Source organism: Conyzicola sp., from assembly GCF_057073975.1.
On sequence record NZ_JBXMIS010000052.1, the window covers coordinates 1 to 25527 of the forward strand.

The window sequence follows — 25527 nt, forward strand, 5'->3', positions numbered from 1 at the left end:
ATGGCGGTCGCCCGGTCGCTGTGCCGACGCCCTCCATCGAGCTGGTGTCCGACCCGAAGCGCCGACGAGTCGCGCAGCGAGGTCACGAGTGCTCTGGCGTAGGCGAGCCATCCGACCTTCTTCTTCAACTCCGGGTCGGTGTTGTTCATGATCTGGGCGTCGAGTCCGGCTCCGGCCATGACAAGGAAGGCGTGCTCGTCGATCGACCGGTCGGCCCGGCGGATGCCGATGCGCGCGACGTCCACCTCGCGGATGGCTCCGGTGAACGCGGTGTGGATCGAGTGGGCCATGTCATCGAGCGTGAGGTCGAGGTTGCGGGCAAGGAGGTTGCCGGTGCCACTGGGCAGGAGGGCGACGGCGGCATCCTTGGACGTTCTCACCACCTCGGAGACCGTTCGCACCGTTCCGTCGCCGCCGACGGCAATGACCATGGACGCGCCCTTCGCGAGCGCCTCGGTCGCCTGGCCAGTGCCCGGGTCGTCCTCTGTCGTCTCTAGCCAGATCACCTGCCAGCCCTCGGCTCCCGGTTCGGCGGCGATCGCCTCGCGCAGATCCTCCACCTCCACCTTGATCGGGTTGTAGATCACAGCGGCCGTGCGGGAGGAGGTCATGGGTCGAGCCTAGGGAGGCTGGCTGGGAAGGGCGGGGGGGTTGACACCGGGGTTCGCTTCCCGCCTCGGCCCGGCGGTGACCGACGAACTCGCATGTTGTGTCACTACGCTTCGACCATGAAGCGGATTACCTACAGTGGCGGCTCGATCGTCACCAGCAACGCCATCACATCCGCGCTGCTCGACTACACGACTGCCGTGGCCGATGCAGAGAACGCCGTCACCGTCGACGTCACGGTGCTCCTCGACAACGGCGACACGGCAGTGCACACGGTGCTGCTGAGCCCCGCGAGCCAGTTCGTCGTCGCCGACGTCGGGGGCATGAGCGAGGAGGACGAGCAGCAGAAGTTTCCGATACCGGAGATGCCGCAGGTGGGCATCGTCGGAGCGGTCGAGACCACACCCGATGCCCAGCGCACGGCGGCAGAGGTCAACGAGATCATGAGCGACATCGACGACGGACTGGGGCAGTAATCATGGGCAAGTTCATATACGGCACGCCGTCGATCGCGGTCGACTTCGACGACCGGGTGCTCGCGCACCTCAAGATCGTCATCCTCTCGAAGGTGCGTCGCGGCGAGAGCTTCACGTTCTCGTGGGAGTACTCGGCTGCCGCTGGCAGCGGCCACAGCTCGATCTGGATCCACCCGACGATCCCGCTGCAGTTCGACTTCCTCGGCAGCAAGGAGCCGCAGCTCAACCGGGCGTGGGTCGAGGAGCTCGTTCGGCTCGCAAACAGCCCAGCGGGGCTGCGGGTCACCCCGGAGCCGAAGGACGCCCCGCCGAGCGCCTGACCCCTGCACCGGGGCGCTAGCGTTGTGGGGTGAACAGACTCCCCCGCCGTGTGCTCATCCCCGTCGTCGCTGGCGTCGTCGCGCTCGCGATCGCGGCCGTCGCCGTCTTCTTCCTCGTGGTCAAGCCGGAGACCGACTCGCTCGGTGCCTACACCGCGGCATCCGATGACCTTCTCGCAGCACAGTCGTCGGCGCAGCAGGCTCGAGAGTCGGTCGTTGCCCAGCTGACGACCGCGAGCGCGACGAGCGCATCGGCGACGACTCTCGCCGACTCCATCGGCCCCGCCTACGTGGCCGACGTCTCGACCATCGCCGCGGTGCGTGCCGCGGCAGAGCCGCTCGCCGCGCTCTCGTCGACCGGGGTTCCAGAGCTCGCCGAGGTGGCTATCCCCGATGCACCCGCCGGCCGAGAGCAGCGCGTCACGGCCGCGGCGGCCCTCCGGGCGCAGATCCCGGCGATCGAGGCGGCCGCTGCCGCCTACGAGACGCAGGCGCAGCAGGTCGCTGACGCCGTATCCGCGGTCGATACCGCGATGGATGCCGTGGTCGCCTCGGCGCACACCACCGGCACGACAGATGCGCTGCCCGCACTCGCCTCCGCCGAGACGGTGGCGGCATACAGCGCGGCCGTCGACGCGCTCGCCTCTCCCGCCGACGGGGCCGATCCCCTCGCCCTCCTCACGGCCTACCAGGACGCGTGGACGGCCGGCATCGCATCCGCAGAGACCGCGGCGCGCGCCGCCGGCGAGGCAAGCGAGCCCACGATCATCCGCGGCATCCTCGTGGCCAACAAGACCTACGCGCTGCCCAGCGACTACGGCAACGGGCTCACCGCAGAGACCCAGTCGGCCTTCGCGACGATGAAGGCGGCTGCGGCAGCCGAGGGCAACAACCTCTTCATCTCGAGCGGCTTCCGCTCGTATGCGACCCAGACCGGGCTCTACAACAAGTACGTCGCCAACGACGGCAAGGCGGAGGCCGACCGCTACTCTGCGCGCCCGGGCCACAGCGAGCACCAGACCGGACTCGCCTTCGACCTCAACAGCATCTCCGAGGCATTCGGCGGCCAGCCCGCCGGCATCTGGGTCGCAGAGCACGGCCACGAGTACGGCTTCATCGTGCGCTACCCGCAGGGCAAGGAGGATGTGACCGGATACAAGTGGGAGCCGTGGCACATCCGCTACGTCGGCGTCGAGACGGCAACGAAGCTGCACGACAGCGGGCTGACGGTCGAGGAGTACCTGGGGATCACGTCGTCGTACGAGTAGGTCTAGTCGTGCGGCGGGTTGTACATGAACTCGATGCGGATGCCGTTCTCCTCCTCGAGAAACGCCGCGTAGTAGCGCTCTGAGAAGCGCGGGTACGGCTTGGGATCGCGCACCGGCATCCAGCCCGCCTCGACCGCGATCGCGTGGACGCGATCGACCTCTGCCGGTGAGTCCATCGCGAAGGCGAGGTGCTGCCAGCCGACATGGCCGTGGATGTGGGGTCCGGTTCCCGGCTCGCGCGCCGGCATCAGGATGAACTCTGTCTCCCCCTCGCGGTACCACGACACCGAGTTCTCCGCGTCGGTGCGGTCGAATCCGAGGGCCTGCAGCACGGCGTCGAACTGCGGCATCGAGCGGGCCACGTTCTCAACGGTGATGCCGAGGTGGTCGAAGACGGTCATCGCGGCAGTCTACGAAGGGAACCGCTCGACAGCTACGGGGACCGCTTCGCGGGCTGGGTCTACTGAGTCGGGCTGCGCCCCACCGGCACGGCCGTCCTATTGCGCGGTTCTTCGCGGCCGCGAGCGTGCAGCAGGCGCAATACGCCGGAACCGGCGCGGCGGGGACCCCGCCTGATAAGACCGCCATCAAGCAAGCGAGGCCGCCCCTTTCGGGACGGCCTCGTTTACTTGAGTCGGGCTGACAGGATTTGAACCTGCGACCCCTTGACCCCCAGTCAAGTGCGCTACCAAGCTGCGCCACAGCCCGTGACTTGTCCGTGCTTCCGAAGAAGCGAAACGAACCTCGAAAAGCTTAGCGCAGCCAGAACGGGCTCAGCGCAGCCGGGGCCGCAGCTCTGGCCAGCTCGCCGCGAAACCGGGGTGCAGGGGCAGGGAGTCGACCGCCTCGAGAGGCACCCAGCGCAGTTCCTCGCTCTCGGCATCCCCGATCACCGGCTCGAAGGCCTCGCTGGCCTCGACGACCACGGTCGTGTACGACCAGTACCCGAGGTCGAGAACGCTGGTGAAGAGCTCTGTCACGAGTGCGCGCGGAACGCCCGCCTCCTCGCTCGCCTCGCGGAGGGCACCGTCGACGGCACTCTCCCCCTTGTTGCGGGCTCCACCCGGAAGGCCCCAGGTGCCGCCGAAGTGGCTCCACCCCACACGGTGCTGCAGCAGGATTCCGCTGCCGCGATGCCACACGAGGAGCCCCGCTGCGCCGTAGAGGCCCCAGAACTTCTCGCCGTTGGGTCCGAACACCCAGGCATCACCCGGATCGCGGCGCGCGTAGGGAGGAAGCGGCGGAGGGCCTTGCATCACGAGCCTCCATCCATGTCTCCGGTGCAGCCGCTGGGAGTCACCTCAGTGTGCCAAGAGTGCCGCTGGTTCGAAGCGTAGCGTCGAAACATGACAACAATCACAAAGTCCGTTGACGTCGACGTGCCCATCACAACCGCGTACAACCAGTGGACGCAGTTCGAGTCGTTCCCGCAGTTTCTGAGCGGGATCGAGTCGGTCACCCAGGCGGACGACACCCACACACACTGGAAGGTCAAGGTCGGCGGAGTCGAGCGCGAATTCGACGCCACCATCACGGAACAGCACCCGGATGAGCGGGTCGCCTGGCAGAGCACCGACGGCACCTCGCACGCCGGCGTCGTCACGTTCCACCGGTTGGCTGACGACGAGACGCGCGTGACGGTGCAGCTCGACTGGCAGCCGGAGGGCTTCATCGAGCACGCGGGCGCCGTTCTCGGCATCGACGACCTGCAGATCGCGCGCGACCTCAAGAAGTTCAAGGAGCTCATCGAGGCCAACGGCTTCGAGTCGGGCGCCTGGCGCGGCGATGTGCCGCGGTCGGATGACGCTACCGGGCGCTAGTCACTCGCCCGGGTACCGGTAGACGTCGATCACCGTCGGCGCTCCCTCAGGCACGTGCACGACGGTGATCGCGTCCCCCGCGCGGATGCTGCCGGTGCGCGTGACACGAAGGTACGGGCCGAGGCGACGCTCGTCGCTGAAGCGCTTGACCCATCCGCGTTCGTTGGCTCCGCCGACCCAGCGGGCGAAGGTCTGGCACGGAGTGCGCGGCATAGTCACCTCGACCTCGACCTGGTCGCCGATTCGCCAGCGCTCGCCGATGTGGGCGGCGTTGACATCCATTCCGTCGATGCGGAGGTTCTCGCCGAACCAGCCGGCGGGCAGCTCACGACCGAGCTCAGCGCCCCAGAAGTCGGCGTCGGACTGCGAGTAGGCGTACAGGGCCTTGTCTGGCCCCCCATGGTGCTTGCGGTCGGCCTGTACGTCGCCGCGGAGCCCGTACTTCGTCACCTTGACCGCGCCGTCAGAGGGCCGCTTGTCGATCGCGGTCACACCGAAGTACCCGGAGTCGCGGCGCAGGTGCCCCACGACGCAAACCGCGAGCACCGTGGCCACTACTTGCGCTCCCGCTTCTCTCGCACTCGCATGTTCACGTTGATCGGCGTTCCCTCGAATCCGAAGATCTCGCGCAGACGGCGCGTGATGAATCGACGATACTGCGGGTCGAGGAAGCCCGTGGTGAAGAGAACGAACGTCGGCGGGCGACTCGCCGCCTGCGTTCCGAACAGGATGCGTGGCTGCTTGCCTCCGCGCAGCGGGTGCGGGTGCTCTGCGACGAGCTCGGCGAGCAGGGCGTTGAACTTGCCGGTCGGGATGCGGGTGTCCCACGAGGCGAGCGCCGTCTCGAGGGCGGGAACCAGCTTCTCCATGTGGCGGCCGGTCTTCGCCGAGATGTTGACGCGGGGAGCCCAGTCGACGTGGCTGAGGTCCTGCTCGATCTCGCGCTCGAGCATGAGGCGGCGCTCATCGTCGAGGAGGTCCCACTTGTTGAACGCGAGCACGAGTGCGCGACCAGACTCGAGCACGAGGTCGACGATCTTGAGGTCCTGGTTCGAGATGGGCTCGGTGACGTCGAGCAGCACGACGGCCACCTCCGCCTTCTCGAGTGCGGCGGTCGTGCGCAGCGTTGCGTAGAAGTCGGCGCCCTGCGAGAGGTGCACGCGACGACGGATGCCGGCGGTGTCGACGAAGCGCCAGAACTTGCCGGCGATCTCCACCTGCTCGTCGACCGGGTCGCGGGTGGTGCCCGCCATCTCGTTGACGACGACGCGCTCCTCGCCCGCGGTCTTGTTGAGCAGGCTCGACTTGCCGACGTTCGGGCGACCGAGGATGGCGACGCGACGCGGGCCGCCCACCTCCTCCTTGGCGACAGCGGAGACCTCGGGGAGGATGGTCAGCACCTTGTCGAGGAGGTCGGCAACGCCGCGGCCGTGCACAGCGGATACGGGCCACGGCTCGCCGAGTCCGAGCGACCACAGTGCTGCGGCCTCCGGCTCCTGGCGCACATCGTCGACCTTGTTGGCGACGAGGATGACGGGCTTCTTGGTCGAGCGCAGCAGGCGAACGACGTGCTCGTCGGTCGACGTGGCTCCGACCGTGGCGTCGACGACGAACAGCACGGCGTCGGCGAGGTCGATGGCGACCTCTGCCTGGGCGGCGACCGAGGCGTTGATGCCCTTGGCATCCGGCTCCCACCCGCCGGTGTCGACGATGGTGAACTTGCGGTTGTTCCACTCGCCCTTGTAGTTGACGCGGTCGCGGGTGACGCCGGGGGTGTCCTCGACGACGGCCTCGCGGCGACCGATGATGCGGTTCACCAGGGCCGACTTGCCGACGTTCGGGCGACCGACGATCGCCAGCACGGGAAGCGCGGGCAGGTAGGTGATCGCGTTCGGGTCCTCGCTGGCGAGGTCGAGCAGCCCGAGGTCCTCCTCGTCGAGGTCGTAGTCGGCGAGGCCGGCTCGAAGAGATGCCGCGCGCTGCGCTGCTGCGTCGTCATCGAGCGACGTGATGCGCTCGACCAGCCCGCTGTCGAGTTCTGGGAAGTCGTCGTTGTCGGGCATGGTGTCCTCTTTACTGGGTGCTGCGAATGAGCGATACGACCGCATTCACGGTCTGCTCGAAGTCGAGTTCGGTCGAGTCGACGGTTATGACACCGTCTGCGGCATTCATGAAGTCGACGACCTGGGAGTCCTGGGCATCGCGCGAGCTGAGCTGCTGCGCGGTCTTCGCGGCCGATTCCGTGGTGACCTCGGCAGAACGCCTAGCCATTCTAGCTTCTTCCGTGGCTGTGAGCAGAATACGCACGGCGGCATCCGGTGCCACGACGGTCGTGATGTCGCGCCCCTCGACGACCATGCCGGGTGCCGTGGAGGCCGCGATGATGTCGCGGAACAGCCCGACGAGGTAGGTGCGCACCTCTGGCACGCGGGCTATCGCGCTGACGACGGCGGTCACTCGCGGCTCGCGGATCGCCGATGTCACGTCATGCTCGCCGACGCGCACCCAGTAGTCGGCCGGGTCGGTTGCGATCGAGTAGTCGAAGTCGTCGAGGGAGCCGAGCACCGCACCGGCGTCCTCTGCGTCGACCCCGCGGTCGAGCACGCTCCAGGCGAGCCCACGGTAGGCCGCACCGGTGTCGAGGTAGTCGAAGCCGAGAGCGGCAGCCGCAGCCTTGCTCACGCTCGACTTGCCGGAGCCGGCTGGCCCGTCGATGGCTGTCACGAAATGGGTCATGCCTTCTCTCCTGCGATCTTCCAGCCCCGCGCCTCGAGTTCGGCGACGAGGCGCTTCTCTGCCGTCGGCAGTACAGCGATCTCGGCGAGGCCGAACTGCGCCCCTGGCGAGTGCTCGAGGCGCAGGTCTTCCATATTGACGCCGAGTTCGCCGATCTCGGTAAGCAGCCGGGCGAGCTCCCCCGGCACGTCGGAGACCATGACCACGAGGGTGCTGAAGTGACCGGCCGAGCCGTGCTTGCCCGGCAGGCGCGCGACTCCCGCGTTGCCCGCGGCGATCGCCTCGGCGAGCGCGCGACGCGAGCCCTGCGCATCGGGTGCGGCGAGCGCCGCGATGACGGCGTCGAGGTCGTCACGGTACGCGCTCAGCACGGTGGAGACGGCGGGGGCATTGGCCCCGAGGATCTGCACCCACAGCGCGGGATCACTCGCGGCGATACGGGTCGTGTCGCGCAGGCCCTGGCCCGTGAGCCCGACCGCCGCGTCGGCGGCCGGCTGCAGCTGCTTGGCCAGCAGCGAGGCGACGATCTGCGGCGCGTGCGAGACGAGCGCAACGCTCGCGTCGTGCTCAGCCGGCGACATCGTCACGGGAACCGCTCCGAGGTCGAGTGCGAGGTCTTCGAGGGCGCGCTGCTGGCTCGCAGTGGAATGCTCGTGCGGGCAGATGACCCAGGGGCGGCCGAGAAACAGGTCGGCACGGGCATTGACCGGTCCGCCGCGTTCGCGACCGGCCATGGGGTGCGAGCCGAGGTAGCGCGTGGTGTCGGATCCGGCATCCTTCAGCTCGTCGAGGATCGCCGTCTTGACGCTGGCGACATCGGTGACGAGCGCGTCTGGCCAGGTGGCGAGCTCGTCAGCGACGACTCGCGCCGTGTCGTCGGGGGGAACCGCGACAACGATGAGAGACGGGGAGTCACCGGATGCCGCGGCGCGGCCTGCTCCGTAGTCAATGGCAAGACGGAGGCTGGCCTTCGACGCGTCGAACAGGATCACGTCGACGCCCTTGGCGACGAGCGCAAGCCCGACGCTCGCCCCGAGGAGGCCAGCGCCGACGACGCGCACCTGTCCGTGCACGCGTGCCGCGCTCACTCCGCGTCTCCGGCGAGGTCGGGACGTGCCTCACGGCTGATGGTCAGCAGCTCGCCGAGCTCTGCCTTCGTGAGGTCTCTGATGCCGCCGGATGGCAGGCTGCCGAGGTGCAGTGGCCCGAACTGACGCCGCACGAGCTCGATGACGGGGTGGCCGACCTCGTCGAGCATGCGCCGCACGATGCGGTTGCGACCGGAGTGCAGCGTGATCTCGACCATCGACTCGCCGCCCTGCGGTGATCCGAGCAGTCGCGCCTTGTCGGCGGCGATCGGGCCGTCCTCCAGCTCGACGCCCTTGGTGAGCCGTGCGATGACCTGGGGGGTCACGGCACCGCGCACCTTCGCGATGTAGGTCTTGAACACGCCGAACGACGGGTGGGCGAGCACGTGGGCGAGTTCGCCGTCGTTGGTGAGGATGAGCAGGCCGCTCGTCTCGGCATCCAGCCGCCCGACGTTGAACAGCCGCTCCTCGTACAGCTCGGTGAACTCGCGCAGATCGCGCCGGCCGCGTTCGTCCTGCAGCGACGAGAAGACCCCGACCGGCTTGTTGAGCATGAGGTAGCGCTTGCTGGTGTCCGTCTGGATGGCGGTGCCGTCGACCGTGATGCGGTCCGTTGGCAGCACCCGCCGGCCCGCCTCCTCGACGCGGACCCCGTTGACGGCAACGCGCCCTGCCGCGATCAGGTCCTCGCACACGCGGCGGCTGGCCACGCCCGCTGCCGCCATGACCTTCTGCAGGCGCTCCCCCTCTGGGTTGCCGCCCGTGATGTCAGTTGCGTCCGTCATCGAAGCCTTCCGATCCGTCGGAAAGCAGCGGCGAGATGTGCGGCAGCTCCTCGATCGAGTTGATGCCGAGCTGTGCGAGAAGCACCTCGGTCGTTGCGTAGTGGATGGCGCCCGTCTCGCTGTCGGTGAACGCCTCGGTGATGAGTCCGCGACCGAGGAGCGTGCGAACGACAGAGTCGACGTTGACGGCCCGGATGGACGCGATGGCCCCGCGGCTGATCGGCTGCTTGTAGGCGATCACTGCGAGCGTCTCGAGCGCGGCCTGGCTGAGCTTGGTCGGATTCTGCGTCAGCACGAAGTCCTTGACGATCTCATCGTGCTCTGCGCGCACGTAGATGCGCCACCCGCCACCGACCTCGCGCAGCTCGAAGCCGCGACGCACCCCGCCGTCGGCACCGTCGAAGTCGTCGACGAGTCGCTCGATCGACTGGCGCACGGCGGGAACGGGGGCGCTGAGTGCCGTCGCAAGGGAGACGAGGCTCTGCGGCTCGTCGGCGACCATGAGGATCGCCTCGAGGGTGCGCTCCAGCGTCGTTGTCTCGTTGTCCATGCTCTGCCTATCCATAGTCGGCTCCGAGGTTGGCGAGGCTGTCCTCTGACCACTGGTCTGCTGTCCAGCGCAGACTGAGCTCGCCGAGCGGCTCCAGCTGCTCGAACGATATCGCCGCGTGGCGGTAGAGCTCGAGCACGGCGAGGAACCTGGCAATGACCACGCCCTTGAGGTCGGCACCGGCGACAAGCTGGCGGAACGTCATCGTCTCGCCGTTGCGCAGCATCGCCACGACATGTGCTGCCTGCTCCCTGATGCTCACGAGGGGGGCGTGGAGGTGGTCGAGGCCGACCATGGGGATCTCGCGCGGAGCGAAGGCGAGAAGCGCGATCGCGGCGAAGTCGTCGACACTGACCGTCCAGAGCAGCTCTGGAACCTGGGTGCGGTACTTCTCCTCCAGTCGCACCGATCGCACATGCCGCGTCGACTCTGCGTCGAGGCTGCCGGAGAACCACTGGGCAGCCTCCTTGAATGCGCGGTACTGCAGCAGGCGGGCGAAGAGCAGGTCGCGTGCTTCGAGAAGCGCGACATCCTCCGCGTCGACGAGCTCGCCCTGCGGCAGGAGACCGGCGACCTTGAGATCGAGCAGCGTCGCCGCGACCACGAGGAACTCGGTTGCCTGATCGAGCTCCTCCTCTGTGTCGAGACCGCGGAGGTAGGAGATGAACTCGCCGGTGATGACAGAGAGGGCGACCTCGGTGATGTCGAGATCGTGCTTGGCGATGAGCGAGAGCAGCAGGTCGAACGGGCCGTCGAAGTTGCTCAGGCTGACGTGAAAACCCGGCTGCTGCTCGACGGCCTCTGCCTCACGCGGCTGCGCCACGCGCGATCAATTCTCTGGCGAGCTGCCGATACGCCTCGGCGGCCGCGTGCTCAGGGGCGAAGTGGGTGATCGGCGCCCCCGCGACGTTGGCATCGGGAAACTTGACGGTTCGGCCGATGACGGTCTCGAGCACGTTGTCGCCGAAGGTCTCGACGACCCGCTCGAGCACCTCGCGTGAGTGCAGCGTGCGGGAGTCGTACATCGTGGCGAGGATTCCGTCGAGCTCGATCGCCGGGTTGAGCCTGTCCTTGACCTTCTCGATGGTCTCGATCAGCAGAGCGACGCCGCGCAGCGCGAAGAACTCGCACTCGAGGGGAATCAGAACGCCGTGCGCGGCCGTCAGCGCGTTGACCGTGAGGAGCCCGAGCGAGGGCTGGCAGTCGATGAGGATGATGTCGTACTGGTCGCTGACCTTCGCGAGGATGCGCGCCAGGATGTACTCGCGCGCGACCTCGTTGATCAGGTGAACCTCAGAGGCCGAGAGGTCGATGTTCGCCGGGATGACGTCGAGGTTCTCGAAGGCCGTCTGCACGATGGCCTCGTTCGGGTCTTTCACCGTTCCGAGCATGAGCTCGTAGATCGTCGGCACGTCGTGACTGCGCACCCCGAGCCCGGCAGAGAGCGCACCCTGCGGGTCGAAGTCGACCGCGAGCACCTTGCGGCCGTACTCGGCAAGCGCCGCGGCCAGATTGATGGCGGTCGTCGTCTTTCCGACCCCGCCCTTCTGGTTCGAGAGCGAGATGATGCGGGCCGGGCCGTGGGCGGCGAGGGGCTTCGGACGCGGGAACACCGTGACCGGACGCCCGGTCGGTCCCAGCAGCGCGTCGTCGAATCCAGGCAGCTGCTGGTCGTCGAAGCCGGTCATCTGGCAATTGTAGCCGCGCTCCCCGGCAGGGCTCAGCGGGCACGCGGGTGCGCCGTGACATACATGTCGCGGAGCGCGTCGGCCGTGACGAGCGTGTAGATCTGGGTGGTCGAGACGGAGGCGTGGCCGAGCAGCTCCTGCACGACGCGAACGTCGGCTCCGCCAGCGAGCAGGTGGGTCGCGAACGAGTGCCGGAAGGTGTGCGGCGAGATCTCCAGCCCGAGCTCCGCGCGCTCCGCCGCCGCCCTGATGACGATCCAGGCGTTCTGGCGCGACATCCGCTGCCCCCGGATTCCGAGGAAGAGGGCGGCCGGGTCGCGCGTACGCGTGGCGAACTCCGGCCGCACCCGCACGAGGTAGTTCTGGATGGCGGCGCGGGCGTAGCTGCCCACCGGCACGATGCGCTGCTTGCCGCCCTTGCCGAACAGCCGAACGACATCCCCGTCGATGACGTCGTCCACGTTGAGGGCGACGGCCTCCGAGATTCGCGCTCCCGTGGCGTAGAGCAGCTCGAGCAGCGCCTTGTCGCGGATCGCCTGCGGGTCGTCTCCGTCTGTCGCGGCAAGCACGGAGCCCATCTGGTCGATCGTGATGGCCTTCGGCAGACTCATGGCGAGCTTGGGCGGTGTCACCTCCGCGGCGACATCGGCCGCCACGCGCCCCTCGTCGAGCAGGAACCGGTGAAAACCGCGAACACTCGAGAGCATGCGCGAGGCAGAGCTCGGCCGAAGCCCGCCATCGGAGAGCAGGGCCGCGAGATAGCCAGCCACGTGCTCCCGGCGGATGTCGGCCGACTCCCCAACGCCAGCGGCGGCGAGATACGCGCCGTAGCGGGCGAGGTCGCGCTCGTAGGCGTCGGTCGTGTTCTTCGACAGTCCTCGCTCGATCGCGAGCTGGCGGAGGTATGCCCGCGCGTCGGCGGAGACGCCGCTCATCGCGCCGTCCTGCTCATCGTGGCGCCAGCCCTCGCAGGGTTCCCTCATCCTGCTCGATGACCCCGAGGGTGCGGCCGACGACGGTCACGGTCTCGTCATCGGCCAGCTCGATCGACCAGCGTCCGCCCTTCGAGGCGTAGTCGTAGGCCGTGAGCGTGTCACCCGTCGCCACATAGAACGACTGGGAGCCCTCATAGAGGCCGACGAGGTCGCCGAGCCTCTGCGAGAAGCGAGCCGCACCGGTTGCCGCGTCGAGCACCTCCAGCCGGGATCCGCTCATGACGAGTACGGAGCCGTTGCGCACCGCGTAGACGCCGTCGAATCCGCCGTCCCACGCATCTGTCCAGAGCGGTTCGCCGGTCGACGGGTCGATCGCCGTCAGTCCGGAGTACGAGTCGCCGTCGGCGTCTGCTGTGAGCACCATCCCGTCAACGACCCGCGCGTAGTCGGCATCGGCGGCGTCGCTCCACGCCGACTCGCCCGTCGTGCGCCACCCCTCGACCCGTGTGGAGTCGTCGGAGCGCTCAATGCGCACCAGCCGGTCGCCAGCGAAGGCGTAGTCGACACCGACGTCGAGGTCGCCGCCGAAGTCGGCCTCCTCGCCGCTGCCTCCTTCGAGGACGATCCCCCCGTCGTCGCCGAGCACACGAAGATAGTCAGCGCCGAGGCGGCTCAGGGTCGCACCGTTCGACGAATCTGGGCCCCGCTCCCGCCACACAGGCTCGGAGCCGAGCGATGTCGGCTCGAATCGCGACACCATGGTGTCCTCGCCATCCGACCCCGTGGTCGTGACGACAAGGTCGCCGTCGAAGGGCTGGATGCCGATGACGCCATCCGATTCGAGCTCCGACACCCGCGATCCATCGGCCTTGTCGAGCGTTACGACGGAGTAGGTCGTGACCCGGTCTGCCGCCCGGCTCGCCGAGACGGCAACCACATCAGAGCCCGGAACATCGAGGGCATAGAACGTCGAGCTGTAGTCGACGCCCTCGATGACCTCGGAGAGGTCGATTGTCCACACCGCCGACCCGGTCGAGGTGTCGAGCAGCGTCAGGGTTGGTGAGTAGTCGGGAGCAACGGGCTCCTGCTTCTTCGAGAAACCCTCCGGCTCGCCGAGGCGGGCGTCCCAGAAGCCGTCGTCGAAGCCGAGCCACTCGTCGAAGTTGCCGTATGCGCCGGCCGGGTAGAAGTCCTCGTCTCGAGGACGCGGCGCAGAGAAGGTCGTGTCGTCGATCCACCGCTCGTAGGCGATCTCGTACTCGAGTCCGGCCTCATACCCCTGCGCGTACTGCTCGTCGTAGCCCTCGTACCATGCGGCGGAGTCCCCCTGGCTCTCGGCGAAGGCGTGCGCGTCGAAGCGGGCCCAGACGAGCGCGCGATCGTCTCCGACGGCGGCAATGCGCGGGGCATCGTCGAGAAACTCCGGGTTCGCCTCACCGACCCAGTCGAAGGTCCACGTGGTTCGCGGCTCCCGGGGGATGTCTGCGACGTCCGGCAGGCTCGCCCCAGCTCCTGACGAGAGCAGTCGCGGCAGCACGAGGGCCGCGACCACGACGACAAGCACGACGACCGCTGCGGCGACCACGATGAGTCGAAGCGGCACCGACCGCACGACTCCGGCGGCCTCATCGGGCTTGGTCATGCTTCGCCTCCTGGCATGCGGCTCTAGTCCGACTCGGCGAGCGGCGAGACGTCGGTCTCGTCGGCGATCCTCAGTGTCGTCCATCCGGCTGCGCGCGCCGCGAAAGCGGCAAGGGCGCCGATGATGAGAAGCGAGTTGCGCACCCGGCCGGCCGCGATGGCAGCGACCACGTCATCCAGTGGCACCCAGCGGATCACGATGTCGACTTCCTCTGCCTCCCGGGCGAATGCCTCGTCGGTCGCCTCGATGCCCCGAGCGAGGAACACCCGCGCGAACTCGTTCGATCCGCCGGGCGAGGTGTGGACGTCGGCGAGATCGAACCAGTCCTGTGCGAGAAGGTCGACCTCCTCCGCCAGTTCCCGCTTGGCGGCATCGAGCAGCGACTCGTCGATCACATCCAGCAGTCCGGCCGGCAGCTCCCAGTCGCGCGCCCTGATGGGGTGTCGATACTGCTGGATAACCAGCACGTTGTCGTCATCGTCGAGCACCAGCACGGCGACGGCGCCGGGGTGCCGGATGAACTCCCGCATGATCGGCTCGCCGTTGTAGTCGAAGGTCTCGCGCACCACCGAGTGCACCCGACCGGTGAACGCCACCTCACTGTCGAGGATGTCGACGTGGGAGTGCTCGTCGGCGATCACCGCGATCTCAGGCATCGGCGGGCTCTGGCACCTCGAAGAGCCTGCTTGCGGCCTGCCGCTCGAGGGAGGCGGTGATGAGACCGCGGAACAGCGGGTGGGCGTGGTTCGGCCGCGAGCGCAGCTCTGGGTGGGCCTGGGTTCCCACGTAGTACGGATGCACATCCCGGGGAAGCTCGACGAACTCGACCAGGTCGTGCTCAGGGTTGATGCCGGAGAACACGAGACCGGCGTCGGCGATCTGCCCGCGGTACGCGTTGTTCACCTCGTAGCGGTGACGGTGGCGCTCGGCGATGGTGGAGGAGCCGTAGACCTCCTCGACGATAGATCCGGATGCGAGGGAGGCCTCGTAGAGTCCGAGGCGCATCGTGCCGCCGAGGTCTCCGCCCGCGATGATCTCCACCTGCTCCGCCATCGTCGCGATCACGGGGTGCGTGGTGTCAGGGTCGAACTCGGAGCTGGACGCATCAAGCAGCCCGACCACGTCGCGTGCGTACTCGATGACCATGCACTGCAAGCCGAGACACAGGCCGAGCGTTGGAATTCCGTTCTCCCTGGCGAATCGCAGCGCGCCGAGCTTGCCCTCGATGCCGCGCACGCCGAAGCCGCCGGGAACGCAGATGCCGTCGACATCGGCGAGCTGCTTGGCGGCGCCCTCTGGGGTCTCGCAGGTGTCGGAGGCGATCCAGCGGATCGAGACCTTCGCCTGGTTGGCGAAACCGCCGGCCTTAAGCGCCTCGGTCACCGACAGGTAGGCATCGGGCAGGTCGATGTACTTGCCGACAAGGCCGATCGTCACCTCGTGCTTCGGGTCGTGCACGGTGGCGAGCAATTCGCTCCAGCCGTCCCAGTTCACGTCCTCTGTCTCGAGGCCGAGCTTGTCGATGATGTAGGCATCGAGTCCCTGCTCGTGGAGCATGGTCGGGATGTCGTAGATGCTCTGCACGTCGACCGCGTTGACAACGGCGTCCTCATCGACATCGCACATGAGCGCGATCTTGCGCTTGTTGGACTCGGAGACCGGTCGATCGCTGCGCAGCACGAGGGCATCCGGCTGGATTCCGATGGAGCGAAGGGTTGCGACCGAGTGCTGCGTCGGCTTGGTCTTCTGCTCGCCGGAGGCGTTCATGAACGGCACGAGCGAGACATGCGCGAAGAAGACGTTCTTGCGACCGAGCTCGTGGCGCACCTGGCGAGCGGACTCGATGAACGGCTGGCTCTCGATATCGCCGACCGTTCCGCCGATCTCGGTGATGATGACGTCGGGCTGCGGGTTCTCCGCGCTGAACGGACCGGTCGCCTGCAGTCGCATCCGGCGCTTGATCTCGTCGGTGATGTGCGGGATCACCTGCACCGTGTCGCCGAGGTACTCTCCTCGGCGCTCCTTGGCGATGACGTCGGAGTAGATCTGCCCCGTCGTGACGTTGGCAGCCTGACTGAGGTTGATGTCGAGGAATCGCTCGTAGTGGCCGATGTCGAGGTCTGTCTCTGCCCCGTCGTCGGTCACGAAGACCTCGCCGTGCTGGAAGGGGTTCATCGTGCCAGGGTCGACGTTGAGATACGGGTCGAGCTTCTGCATGACGACGTAGAGGCCACGGGCAGTGAGGAGGTTGCCGAGACTGGCGGCCGTGAGGCCCTTGCCGAGGGAGGAGACAACACCTCCCGTGACGAAGATGTGCTTGGTTACGGTCCGCTCAGAGTTATCCACCACGGGGTTCAATCCTAACGTTCCGCGGTGCTGTTCTGCTGCGGCGCGCATGGCCGTGTTTGACAGTTATTTAATATGCGCGCATACTACTTGCATGACAATCCTCGCTACAGCCTCCGCCACCTCGTCCGCCCCCGCCTCCGCCTTCTTCGCGCGGTGGATCGACCACACCACCTGGGCATCGTGGAGCCCAGACACCGAGTGGGTGTCGCTCGACGCCCCGGTCGCGCTCGGTACCACCGGCACGCTCAAGCCAGCCGGTGGCCCGAAGGTCCGCTTCACCATCAGCGCGCTCGAGACGAACCGGGAGTACACCGACACGAGCCGACTACCCGGTGCCCGCCTCGTCTTCCAGCACCTCGCAACCGAGACGCCAGATGGCACGCGACTCGACATCCGCGTCGAGATCACCGGACCGCTCTCGGGCCTCTGGGCCCGCATCATGGGCGGCGGATTCGCCGAGTCTGCGCCGGCCGACCTCGATCGCCTCATCGCGATCGTCGAGCTCGAGACGGCCGACTCCACTGCCCGCGGATGACCGGCCTCGACACCGAGTTCGCCTCGGCTGACGAGAGCACGGGCCTAGCACTCTGGCGGGTCACCAACGCGTGGCAGGCCGCGCAGCGGGCCGCGCTCAAGCCGTTCGAGATCACGCACGTGCAGTTCGTGCTGCTTGCCTCGCTCGCCTACATGGATGACGAGTCGGTTTCACAGGCAGAGCTGGCCTCCCACGCGGGCACTGACCCCATGATGACCTCCCAGGTGCTGCGAGCGCTCGAGGCGAAAGGGCTCGTCACCCGCACCCCCCACCCGACCGATGGGCGAGCGCGGGTGCTCGCTGTCACGGCGCCTGGTCGCGCGCTGGCCAACAGGGCAGTGCGCGAGGTGGAGCGCTGCGACCGGGAGTTCTTCGGAGTGCTCGACGATCGGCGCGGATTCACGGCGCAGCTGCGAAGCCTCGTGCGGTAGTGCCGCGGCTAGCTCGCGGAGAAGTGCGCGACGTCGAGCAGTTCGCGCGCGTGCGCGAGTCCCGACTCCGAGTCGGAGAGCCCGGAGAGCAGCCGTGCCATCTCGTAGACCCGCTCGTCACCCGTGAGCTGCTCCACGCTGCTCGCGGTAACCTCCCCATCGCTGTCTTTGAGCACACGGAGGTGGTTGGTCGCGAAGGCGGCGACCTGCGCGAGGTGGGTGACGACGATGACCTGGGCGGTCTGGCTGAGGATCGAGAGGCGACGGCCGATCTCGATGGCGCTCGCTCCGCCGACACCGGCATCCACCTCGTCGAACACGAAGGTGGGAATCGGGTCGTTGGCAGCGATGACCACCTCGATGGCGAGCATGACGCGCGAGAGCTCTCCCCCGGAACCGCCCTTCGACAACGGCAGCGGATCAGACCCGGGGTGCGGCTGCAGCAGGATCGCCACCTGGTCCTTGCCGCTCTGGGCGTAGTCCGGACGATCGCTGACCTCGACGACGAGACGCGCGTTGGGCATCGCGAGGGCGGCAAGCTCGTCGGTGACTCCCGCGCTCAGCCGTTCGGCAGCAGAGCGACGAATCTCGGTGAGCTTCTCGGCGAGGGCCATGAGCCGCTCGCGGTCGGCATCGACCTCGGCGCGCAGTGCATCGATTCGATCGGAGTCGTTGTCGAGCTCGAGCAGGCGACCGCTGCCGCTCTCGAGGTAGTCGATCACGTCGTCGAGGGTGGCGCCGTACTTGCGGGTGAGCTGGGTGAGCTGCGCCCGGCGATCCTGAACGGCCTCCAGCTCCCTGCCGCCGTCGGCGTCGAGATTGCCGATGTAGCTCGAGAGCTCGGCCGAGATCTCGCTGACGGCAATCGTGGCGGCCGCGAGCGACTCGACGATCGGCGCAAGGGACGCGTCGTGGCCGGAGACACGCTCGAGAGAGCGCCGGGCCGAGTCGAGCAGCGCGAGGACATCACCGATGTCGTCGCCGCTCTGCGACGACAGCAGCTCGTGAGACTGTGTGGCGGCAACGCGCAGGTCTTCGAGGTTGGTGAGGCGATCGGCCTTCTCCGCGAGCTCGGCATCCTCTCCGCGCAGCGGGGTCGCGGCCTCGATCTCGGTCATGGCCACGCGCAGCTCGTCGGCCTCGCGGCTGCGCGCGCTCTGCTCTGCCACGAGCACGTCGAGCTCGCCCTGCGCCGTCTGCCAGCGCCGGTACACGTCTTGGTAGTCGGCAAGCACGGTGGCGAGCTCCGCACCGGCGAAGCGGTCGAGTGCGTCGCGCTGTGCGGTGGCAGAGCGCAGTCGCACCTGGTCGGACTGGCCGTGCACGACCACCAACTGCTGGCCGATCTCGTTGAGCACACCGACAGGTGCCGTGCGGCCGCCGACGATTGCCCTGCTGCGGCCCTCTGGCGACACGGAGCGGCCGAGGATCAGCTCTGGGCCGTCGAGGTCTCCTCCGGCGTCCCGCACTCGCTCGGCAACCGCGCCGGCCGGGTCGATGAGCCAGCGCCCCTCCACCACGGCCTGATGGCTGCCGGAACGGATGACGGACGCGTCAGAGCGCTCGCCGAGCAGAAGTCCGAGGGCAGTGACCACCATCGTCTTGCCAGCGCCGGTCTCGCCCGTGATAGCGGTGAAGCCGGGGCCGAGCGGCAGCCGTGCCTCGCCGATGACACCGAGCGAGCGGATCCAGATCTCCTCGATCATGTCGACCGCGGCGTCTCGTCTGCGGCCGGGCCGCGCCATCCAGACACTGAGAGGTTGAACTTGTTGACCAGCCGGTCGGTGAACGGACCCTGCGTCAGTCGTGCAAGTCGCACCGGGGTCGGCGAGCGCCGGGCGACGACGCGCGAGCCGGCGGGCAGGTCGAATGTGCGGCGACCATCGCAGGAGAGCACGCCGGAGGCCTGTGTGCGCATGAGCAGTTCGACGGCAAGCGCAGAGTTCGGCCCGACGACAAGGGGTCGCGCGAACAGGGCGTGCGCGCTCAGCGGCACGAGGAGCAGGGCATCGACGCTCGGCCAGACGACCGGACCCCCGCCACTGAACGCGTAGGCGGTTGACCCGGTCGGCGTCGCCATGACGACTCCGTCGCAGCCGAACGACGACAGCGGTCGGCCGTCGACCTCGATGACCACCTCGAGCACCCGCTCCCGGCTCGCCTTCTCGACACTGGCCTCGTTGAGGGCCCAGGTCTCGAAGACGACCTCCGCGTCGACCTTCACGCGCACGTTGATCGTCATGCGCTCCTCGACGAGATAGTCGCGGGCAAGCACTCGCGTGATCGTCTCGGCGAGGTCTTCCCTCTCGCTCTCTGCGAGGAAGCCGACGTGACCGAGGTTGACTCCGAGGAGTGGCGCTGAGCAGCCTCTGGTCAGCTCGGCCGCCCGCAGTATGGTGCCGTCTCCCCCGAGCACGACGACGATCTCGATGTCGCCGATCTGCACCGACTCGCCCAAGATGCTCGTGGGGCCGAGGCCAGGCGAGACCGCGAGGATGTCGTCGAGATCGTCGCGCGACACCACGGGAGTGACGCCCGCGTCGATGAGCCGACGGCACACCTCGACGGCAGCGTCGAGCGAGTCCTGCCGGCCGGTATGCGCGACGACGAGGATGTGTCGGTCGGTCAAGAGCGCCCCTTCGAGGCTGGAGACTGCGGCGAGGTCGAGCTACTGCAGGTCAGTGACCCGCTGTACCCATTCTGTCGGATTGACGCCGGAGGCGGCGCTCAGCCATGCGAGATACTCACGGTTTCCCGAGGTTCCGGCAATTGGGGAGGGGAGGATGCCCGCCGTGCCGAGCCCGAGATCCCAGGCGGCCCAGAGCACGTTCATCACGGCGTCTCCCCGCAGCGGCGCGGAGCGCACAACGCCCTCGCGGATGCCCGTGCGGCCAACCTCGAACTGCGGCTTGACCAGCACAATGTAGTCGGCATCCGCGCCGAGCGTCGCCACGAGCGCCGGCAGCACAATCGGCAGCGAGATGAAGGACAGGTCGGCGACGAGCACGCTCGGCACCTCCTCGAGACCGGATGAGGCGGCCAGTGACTCCGCCGTCATCGACCGCGCATTGAAGCCCTCGACCACCACCACGCGGGGGTCGGATCGCACGGGCTCGGCAAGCTGCCCGTGCCCGACGTCGAGCGCGATGACCCGCCGCGCCCCGCGCTCCAGCAGCACCTGGGTGAACCCGCCGGTCGACGCACCGACGTCGATCACGAGACGCCCGTCGACGGTCACGGGGAAACCGTCGAGTGCCGCGATGAGCTTGTGCGCCGCCCGGCTCACATAGTGGTCGAGCTCGGCGATCTCGATGTACTGGGTCTCCCCCACGAGCGTCGCGGGCTTCACGACGGGCTGCCCGTCGACGGTGACGAGTCCTGCGGCGATGAGTCTCGCCGCCTGCGTCCGCGATCGCACGAGTCCACGGTCGGCCATCGTGGCATCCAGTCGGTACATGTCAGGAGCGCCGTGGATCAGGAGCGCTGGTCAGAGCCCTCGAGGGCCGACTGCAGCTCCTCGTGCAGCTGCGCGAAAGCGACGGCGCGCGACTCGAGCGGCTGGTCTTCGATGAGGCGAAGGCGTGACAGGAGGCCGTCAGAGTCGGCGCCGGTGACATCGACGTCGGTCGTCTGCTCGGAATCACTCATGCTCACGAATATAGTTCAGGCGCGACGCGGAGCCCGTAGATGCCGACGCCGGAGTTCCAGATGGCAGCGCAGCCGGCGCGGAGGAGGTCGATCCGGCTCTCCCCTGTCGCATCCACCGTCACCTGCTCTCCGTCTCGACGAACAACGGCAGCGCCGACACGAGTGAGAGTGGCCGAGCCCTGTGTCGTCGTGACGGTCTCCGGATACGGCTCGGCCAGCTGGCGGAGATCGTCGACGATGAAGGTGGGTCGCTGGTCCTTCTCTGCGGCGAGCACCTGCTTTGGCCCGTCGATTCCCGTAAGCACCAGCACCGACGCGAGTCCGGCGCGATTGGCCCCGAGGATGTCGGTGTCGAGCCGGTCGCCGATGACAAGCGCCTTCGACGCGGAGAACCGCTCGACCGCCAGGTGGAACATCGCAGGCTCCGGTTTGCCAGCCACCACGGGAAGCCGGCCGACAGCCGTGTGCACGGCTGAGACGAGCGTGCCATTGCCCGGCGCCGTGCCGCGCGCCTGCGGGATGGTCCAATCGGTGTTCGTCGCCACCCAGGGAATTCCGGTGTGCAGCGCGAACGAGGCCTCGGCGAGGTGCACCCAGCCGACCTCTGGTGCGAATCCCTGGATAACGGCAGCTGGTTGGTCGAGAGCGGAGCGCGTGACGACGAACCCGGCCTTCTCCAGCTCATGGGTCAGCCCGTCACCGCCAACGACCAGGATCGTCGACCCCGCGGGAACCAGGCCGGCGAGCAGCGTCATCGCCGCTTGCGGAGAGGTCACGACGTCGTCGGCGCCGACGGTGAGGCCGAGCCCAGACAGGTGCTCTGCTACCGAGTCGGCAGTCCTCGAGGCGTTGTTCGTGATGTAGCCGACGCGAATCCCTCGAGCAGAGGCGGAATTCAGCGCCTCCACCGCGAACGGGATCGCGTCTGCCCCGGCATAGACGACTCCGTCGAGGTCGGCAAGGATGGTGTCGAACCCGGAGAGCAGAGCGTCGCTACTCAGCGTCCTCACCAGCACTTTCGCTCGAAACCGCCTCGGAGGAGTCGGCATCGCCGAGCTCCTCTTCGTACACCTCAACGGTGTCCTCCGCGTCGTCATCGGCGTCGTCGAGCGCGTCCTGCGCGGCCTCGGCGCGCGCGTACCACTCCTCCGCCTCGTCCTGACGGCCGAGCTCCTCCAGCACGGCGGCATAGGCGTCGAACAACGCGGGGCTATAGCTGAAGGCCTTCGTGGGATCGAGCTGCGGGATCTCCAGCTCGGTCAGTGCGGAATCCAGCTGTCCAAGGTCGAGTCGTGCTCCTGACATGGCGATGGCGAGCTCGACCTGCACCGGCACGGCCAGCGAGGCACGCGGCACAGATCGGCCGAGCTCCAGAGCCTTATCTGGGCGGCCGACACCGCGCTCGGAGTCCACCATCATCGGCAGGTGGTCGTCGCGGCCGGTGATTCGGCGGAATGTGCGAAGTTCGCGGAGCGCGAGGGCGAAGTCCCCCGTGGCATACGCGGTGATAGCGAGCGTCTCGCGAACGACGCCGATGCGACCCGCTCGTCGGGATGCAGCGACGGCATGCCGGTGTGCGAGCTCTGGATCCTCCTCGATCAGCCGAGCCGCCATCACCAGGTGCTTTGCAACACCCTCGGCGTTCTCCTTCTCGAGGGTCTTGAGCTCGTTGCGAGCAATCCGGTCGAGGTCGGAGTCCTTGACGTCGTCGGGAATCTCGGGGGCATCGAACTGCGCCCGAACAGACCGGATGTTGAAGGGGTCGCGATCCTCTGGCACCTCGCGGTCGGCCGCGCTGCGATCCCCGCGAGCGGGAGCCCCGCCCTTGGTCCAGAGGCGCTTCTCATCGGTTGCGCCCGCGCGGTCGGGGCGGCCACCGCGCTGCGGCTTGGAGCCTCGGTCGCCTGCCGGCGCGCCATCCGCTGGTCGACCAGAAGACGGACGACCGGATGCGGGGCGATCCCCCTGAGGACGCCGTCCGCCAGGGTTGCTCCCGCCTGGGCGCTGTCCCTCGGGCCGCTGCCCGTCGAAGCGCCGTCCGCGCTCACCTGAATCGCTCACGATGACTCCTGTAGACCTTCGAAAATGTGACTTGTTAAAGCAAAATGACCACCCAGCTGCTGTTTTTCAACAGCAGTGGGTGGCCACTTTACAAAGAAGTCCGGCGGTGTCCTACTCTCCCACAAGGTCCCCCTTGCAGTACCATCGGCGCAGAGAGTCTTAGCTTCCGGGTTCGGAATGTAACCGGGCGTTTCCCTCTCGCTATGGCCGCCGAAACACTATTGATTTATCAATCGTTTCGCGGACAACACGCTCCAGACGATGGGCCCATCACAAGCTTTCGCTCATGGTGGGAACAACCGTCTGAAGGGTTGTTCGCGGTTCCCGACCGTAGATCAGGAACCACAAAGTGGACGCAAGCACAACTCATTTGTCTCTGTCTGCCTAAGCAGAACGGGACGGAAGTGTTATCAATTTATCGACTTATTAGTACTGGTCAGCTCCATGGGTCTTTAGTCCCCACTTCCACATCCAGCCTATCAACCCAGTAGTCTAGCTGGGAGTCTCTCGGCCTAAGCCATGGAAATCTCATCTTGAAGCCGGCTTCCCGCTTAGATGCTTTCAGCGGTTATCCGTTCCGAACGTAGCTAATCAGCGGTGCTCCTGGCGGAACAACTGACACACCAGAGGTTCGTCCATCCCGGTCCTCTCGTACTAGGGATAGCTCTTCTCAAATTTCCTGCGCGCGCAGAGGATAGGGACCGAACTGTCTCACGACGTTCTAAACCCAGCTCGCGTACCGCTTTAATGGGCGAACAGCCCAACCCTTGGGACCTACTCCAGCCCCAGGATGCGACGAGCCGACATCGAGGTGCCAAACCATGCCGTCGATATGGACTCTTGGGCAAGATCAGCCTGTTATCCCCGAGGTACCTTTTATCCGTTGAGCGACAGCGCTTCCACAAGCCACTGCCGGATCACTAGTCCCGACTTTCGTCCCTGCTCGACCTGTCAGTCTCACAGTCAAGCTCCCTTGTGCACTTACACTCGCCACCTGATTGCCAACCAGGTTGAGGGAACCTTTGGGCGCCTCCGTTACTTTTTGGGAGGCAACCGCCCCAGTTAAACTACCCACCAGGCACTGTCCCTGAACCGGATCACGGTTCGAAGTTAGGTATCCAATACGACCAGAGTGGTATTTCAACGATGACTCCACCTGAACTAGCGTCCAAGCTTCACAGTCTCCCACCTATCCTACACAAGCCACACCGAACACCAATACAAAGCTATAGTAAAGGTCACGGGGTCTTTCCGTCCTTCTGCGCGTAACGAGCATCTTTACTCGTAGTGCAATTTCGCCGAGTTCACGGTTGAGACAGCTGGGAAGTCGTTACGCCATTCGTGCAGGTCGGAACTTACCCGACAAGGAATTTCGCTACCTTAGGATGGTTATAGTTACCACCGCCGTTTACTGGGGCTTAAATTCTCAGCTTCGCCTTGCGGCTAACCGTTCCTCTTAACCTTCCAGCACCGGGCAGGCGTCAGTCCGTATACATCGTCTTGCGACTTAGCACGGACCTGTGTTTTTAGTAAACAGTCGCTTCCCACTGGTCTCTGCGGCCTTCAAACGCTCGGGAAGTAAATTCCGTCACGCCTCAGGCCCCCCTTCTCCCGAAGTTACGGGGGCATTTTGCCGAGTTCCTTAACCATGATTCTCTCGATCTCCTTGGTATTCTCTACCTACCCACCTGAGTCGGTTTGGGGTACGGGTGACTTGAACCTCGCGTCGATGCTTTTCTTGGCAGCATAGGATCACCGAATTCGCCCGTGAGGGCTATGCATCAGATCTCAGGCTATGTGAGAGACGGATTTGCCTATCTCTCGCCCTACGTCCTTACACCGGGACAACCATCGCCCGGTACGGCTACCTTCCTGCGTCACACCTGTTAATACGCTAACCGCACCAGCATGGGGTCGAGCGTTAGGCCGGACGCTTCACCCCGAAGGGATCCGTCATCCGGATTAGGACTCTTAGCACTACTGGATTAGCTTGGGCGGTTCTTCGTCAGTACGGGAATATCAACCCGTTGTCCATCGACTACGCCTGTCGGCCTCGCCTTAGGTCCCGACTTACCCAGGGCGGATTAACCTGGCCCTGGAACCCTTGGTCTTTCGGAGGACGGGTTTCTCACCCGTCTTTCGCTACTCATGCCTGCATTCTCACTCGTGTGGCGTCCACGGCTGGTTTACACCGCCGCTTCACTCGCCACACGACGCTCTCCTACCACTCCGTACGCCTGGACCCACAAGTGGGCCGGGCTACTATACGAAATCTACAACTTCGGTGGTGTGCTTGAGCCCCGTTACATTGTCGGCGCGGAATCACTTGACCAGTGAGCTATTACGCACTCTTTCAAGGGTGGCTGCTTCTAAGCCAACCTCCTGGTTGTCTCTGCAACTCCACATCCTTTCCCACTTAGCACACGCTTTGGGACCTTAGTTGGTAGTCTGGGTTGTTTCCCTCTCGACGATGAAGCTTATCCCCCACCGTCTCCCTGCTGCGCTCTCACTCACCGGCATTCGGAGTTTGGCTGACGTCAGTAACCTGTTGAGGCCCATCGGCCATCCAGTAGCTCTACCTCCGGC

Annotated in this window: 27 protein-coding genes, 1 tRNA gene and 2 rRNA genes; 6 read left to right on the forward strand and 24 right to left on the reverse strand. The window is 66.6% G+C overall.

What is annotated here, in order from left to right:
- On the reverse strand, positions 1 to 611 hold a 611-nt coding region (locus AC14A7_RS04740; protein WP_484006740.1), incomplete at its 3' end, for a diacylglycerol/lipid kinase family protein.
- Positions 612 to 728: 117 nt separating this feature from the next.
- Between AC14A7_RS04740 and AC14A7_RS04745 the strand changes: the two genes are divergently transcribed.
- From AC14A7_RS04745 to AC14A7_RS04755, 3 genes are read left to right on the forward strand one after another with little or no spacing between them, the layout of a single operon-like run.
- Positions 729 to 1085 (forward strand): hypothetical protein, encoded by a 357-nt coding sequence (locus tag AC14A7_RS04745; RefSeq protein WP_484006741.1) that lies wholly within the window; start codon positions 729 to 731, stop codon positions 1083 to 1085.
- 2 nt (positions 1086 to 1087) lie between these two features.
- The gene (locus AC14A7_RS04750) at positions 1088 to 1405 is read left to right on the forward strand and encodes a DUF7882 family protein (protein WP_484006742.1); all 318 of its coding nucleotides are present in this window, start codon (positions 1088 to 1090) and stop codon (positions 1403 to 1405) included.
- Positions 1406 to 1434: 29 nt separating this feature from the next.
- Positions 1435 to 2673 carry a M15 family metallopeptidase gene (locus AC14A7_RS04755; protein ID WP_484006743.1) on the forward strand — a complete coding sequence of 413 codons (1239 nt, stop codon included), beginning with the start codon at positions 1435 to 1437 and terminating at the stop codon, positions 2671 to 2673.
- A 2-nt stretch (positions 2674 to 2675) separates the two neighbouring features.
- On the opposite strand, the gene AC14A7_RS04760 is transcribed toward AC14A7_RS04755, so the two are convergent.
- From AC14A7_RS04760 to AC14A7_RS04770, 3 genes are all read right to left on the reverse strand, one after another.
- Positions 2676 to 3074 (reverse strand): VOC family protein, encoded by a 399-nt coding sequence (locus AC14A7_RS04760; RefSeq protein ID WP_484006744.1) that lies wholly within the window; start codon positions 3072 to 3074, stop codon positions 2676 to 2678.
- A gap of 233 nt (positions 3075 to 3307) precedes the next feature.
- Positions 3308 to 3381 (reverse strand) — tRNA-Pro (locus tag AC14A7_RS04765).
- A gap of 65 nt (positions 3382 to 3446) precedes the next feature.
- On the reverse strand, positions 3447 to 3929 hold the full coding sequence (locus AC14A7_RS04770) for an NUDIX hydrolase (protein ID WP_484006745.1): 483 nt from the start codon (positions 3927 to 3929) through the stop codon (positions 3447 to 3449).
- 90 nt (positions 3930 to 4019) lie between these two features.
- On the opposite strand from AC14A7_RS04770, the gene AC14A7_RS04775 reads away from it, so the two are divergent.
- Positions 4020 to 4493, forward strand: a complete 474-nt coding sequence (locus tag AC14A7_RS04775) for an SRPBCC family protein (RefSeq protein ID WP_484006747.1) — start codon at positions 4020 to 4022, stop codon at positions 4491 to 4493.
- Here the strand turns inward: AC14A7_RS04775 and AC14A7_RS04780 are convergent, their stop codons facing one another.
- From AC14A7_RS04780 to AC14A7_RS04835, 12 genes are read right to left on the reverse strand one after another with little or no spacing between them, the layout of a single operon-like run.
- The gene (locus AC14A7_RS04780) at positions 4494 to 5048 is read right to left on the reverse strand and encodes an MOSC domain-containing protein (RefSeq protein ID WP_484006748.1); all 555 of its coding nucleotides are present in this window, start codon (positions 5046 to 5048) and stop codon (positions 4494 to 4496) included. It lies immediately after the preceding gene.
- The gene (gene der / locus AC14A7_RS04785) at positions 5048 to 6556 is read right to left on the reverse strand and encodes a ribosome biogenesis GTPase Der (protein ID WP_484006750.1); all 1509 of its coding nucleotides are present in this window, start codon (positions 6554 to 6556) and stop codon (positions 5048 to 5050) included. The genes AC14A7_RS04780 and der overlap by 1 nt, the downstream gene beginning before the upstream one ends.
- Before the next feature lie 10 nt (positions 6557 to 6566).
- Positions 6567 to 7229, reverse strand: a complete 663-nt coding sequence (gene cmk, locus AC14A7_RS04790) for a (d)CMP kinase (RefSeq protein WP_484006752.1) — start codon at positions 7227 to 7229, stop codon at positions 6567 to 6569.
- Entirely contained in the window at positions 7226 to 8317 is a 1092-nt protein-coding gene (locus AC14A7_RS04795; RefSeq protein ID WP_484006754.1) for a prephenate dehydrogenase, read from the reverse strand. The genes cmk and AC14A7_RS04795 overlap by 4 nt, the downstream gene beginning before the upstream one ends.
- Positions 8314 to 9102 carry a pseudouridine synthase gene (locus AC14A7_RS04800; RefSeq protein ID WP_484006756.1) on the reverse strand — a complete coding sequence of 263 codons (789 nt, stop codon included), beginning with the start codon at positions 9100 to 9102 and terminating at the stop codon, positions 8314 to 8316. The genes AC14A7_RS04795 and AC14A7_RS04800 overlap by 4 nt, the downstream gene beginning before the upstream one ends.
- A complete protein-coding gene (gene scpB, locus AC14A7_RS04805; RefSeq protein ID WP_484006758.1) occupies positions 9086 to 9652 on the reverse strand; it encodes an SMC-Scp complex subunit ScpB in 567 nt (188 codons plus the stop codon). Before scpB ends, AC14A7_RS04800 begins: the two co-directional genes overlap by 17 nt.
- Positions 9653 to 9659: 7 nt before the next feature.
- Positions 9660 to 10475: a segregation and condensation protein A gene (locus tag AC14A7_RS04810; RefSeq protein WP_484006760.1), complete on the reverse strand. Its 816-nt coding sequence runs from the start codon at positions 10473 to 10475 to the stop codon at positions 9660 to 9662.
- Positions 10459 to 11340 carry a ParA family protein gene (locus AC14A7_RS04815; protein ID WP_484006762.1) on the reverse strand — a complete coding sequence of 294 codons (882 nt, stop codon included), beginning with the start codon at positions 11338 to 11340 and terminating at the stop codon, positions 10459 to 10461. The genes AC14A7_RS04810 and AC14A7_RS04815 overlap by 17 nt, the downstream gene beginning before the upstream one ends.
- A gap of 32 nt (positions 11341 to 11372) precedes the next feature.
- A complete protein-coding gene (xerD, locus tag AC14A7_RS04820) occupies positions 11373 to 12275 on the reverse strand; it encodes a site-specific tyrosine recombinase XerD (protein WP_484006764.1) in 903 nt (300 codons plus the stop codon).
- 13 nt (positions 12276 to 12288) lie between these two features.
- A complete protein-coding gene (locus AC14A7_RS04825) occupies positions 12289 to 13917 on the reverse strand; it encodes an outer membrane protein assembly factor BamB family protein (RefSeq protein WP_484006766.1) in 1629 nt (542 codons plus the stop codon).
- 23 nt (positions 13918 to 13940) lie between these two features.
- Complete coding sequence (locus tag AC14A7_RS04830) at positions 13941 to 14573, reverse strand: NUDIX domain-containing protein (protein WP_484006768.1); 633 nt, start codon at positions 14571 to 14573, stop codon at positions 13941 to 13943.
- A complete protein-coding gene (locus AC14A7_RS04835) occupies positions 14566 to 16266 on the reverse strand; it encodes a CTP synthase (RefSeq protein ID WP_484006770.1) in 1701 nt (566 codons plus the stop codon). Before AC14A7_RS04835 ends, AC14A7_RS04830 begins: the two co-directional genes overlap by 8 nt.
- A gap of 91 nt (positions 16267 to 16357) precedes the next feature.
- Between AC14A7_RS04835 and AC14A7_RS04840 the strand changes: the two genes are divergently transcribed.
- Both AC14A7_RS04840 and AC14A7_RS04845 read left to right on the forward strand, forming a co-directional pair.
- The gene (locus tag AC14A7_RS04840; RefSeq protein ID WP_484006772.1) at positions 16358 to 16801 is read left to right on the forward strand and encodes an SRPBCC family protein; all 444 of its coding nucleotides are present in this window, start codon (positions 16358 to 16360) and stop codon (positions 16799 to 16801) included.
- Positions 16798 to 17232, forward strand: a complete 435-nt coding sequence (locus AC14A7_RS04845; protein WP_484006774.1) for a MarR family winged helix-turn-helix transcriptional regulator — start codon at positions 16798 to 16800, stop codon at positions 17230 to 17232. The genes AC14A7_RS04840 and AC14A7_RS04845 overlap by 4 nt, the downstream gene beginning before the upstream one ends.
- Positions 17233 to 17240: 8 nt before the next feature.
- On the opposite strand, the gene recN is transcribed toward AC14A7_RS04845, so the two are convergent.
- The 8 genes from recN to AC14A7_RS04885 all read right to left on the reverse strand — a co-directional run.
- On the reverse strand, positions 17241 to 18938 hold the full coding sequence (gene recN, locus AC14A7_RS04850; RefSeq protein WP_484006784.1) for a DNA repair protein RecN: 1698 nt from the start codon (positions 18936 to 18938) through the stop codon (positions 17241 to 17243).
- A complete protein-coding gene (locus AC14A7_RS04855) occupies positions 18935 to 19861 on the reverse strand; it encodes an NAD kinase (protein ID WP_484006775.1) in 927 nt (308 codons plus the stop codon). The genes recN and AC14A7_RS04855 overlap by 4 nt, the downstream gene beginning before the upstream one ends.
- A 39-nt stretch (positions 19862 to 19900) precedes the next feature.
- Positions 19901 to 20689, reverse strand: a complete 789-nt coding sequence (locus AC14A7_RS04860) for a TlyA family RNA methyltransferase (protein WP_484006777.1) — start codon at positions 20687 to 20689, stop codon at positions 19901 to 19903.
- A 17-nt stretch (positions 20690 to 20706) separates the two neighbouring features.
- Positions 20707 to 20880, reverse strand: coding sequence for a hypothetical protein (locus tag AC14A7_RS04865; RefSeq protein ID WP_484006779.1), 174 nt, complete (start codon positions 20878 to 20880; stop codon positions 20707 to 20709).
- A 2-nt stretch (positions 20881 to 20882) separates the two neighbouring features.
- Positions 20883 to 21896: an HAD-IIA family hydrolase gene (locus tag AC14A7_RS04870; RefSeq protein ID WP_484006781.1), complete on the reverse strand. Its 1014-nt coding sequence runs from the start codon at positions 21894 to 21896 to the stop codon at positions 20883 to 20885.
- Positions 21874 to 22941 carry a hypothetical protein gene (locus tag AC14A7_RS04875; RefSeq protein WP_484006782.1) on the reverse strand — a complete coding sequence of 356 codons (1068 nt, stop codon included), beginning with the start codon at positions 22939 to 22941 and terminating at the stop codon, positions 21874 to 21876. The genes AC14A7_RS04870 and AC14A7_RS04875 overlap by 23 nt, the downstream gene beginning before the upstream one ends.
- Before the next feature lie 98 nt (positions 22942 to 23039).
- Positions 23040 to 23156: ribosomal RNA gene (gene rrf / locus AC14A7_RS04880) — 5S ribosomal RNA — on the reverse strand.
- A 190-nt stretch (positions 23157 to 23346) separates the two neighbouring features.
- Positions 23347 to 25527, reverse strand: a 23S ribosomal RNA gene (locus tag AC14A7_RS04885); the annotation flags it as partial.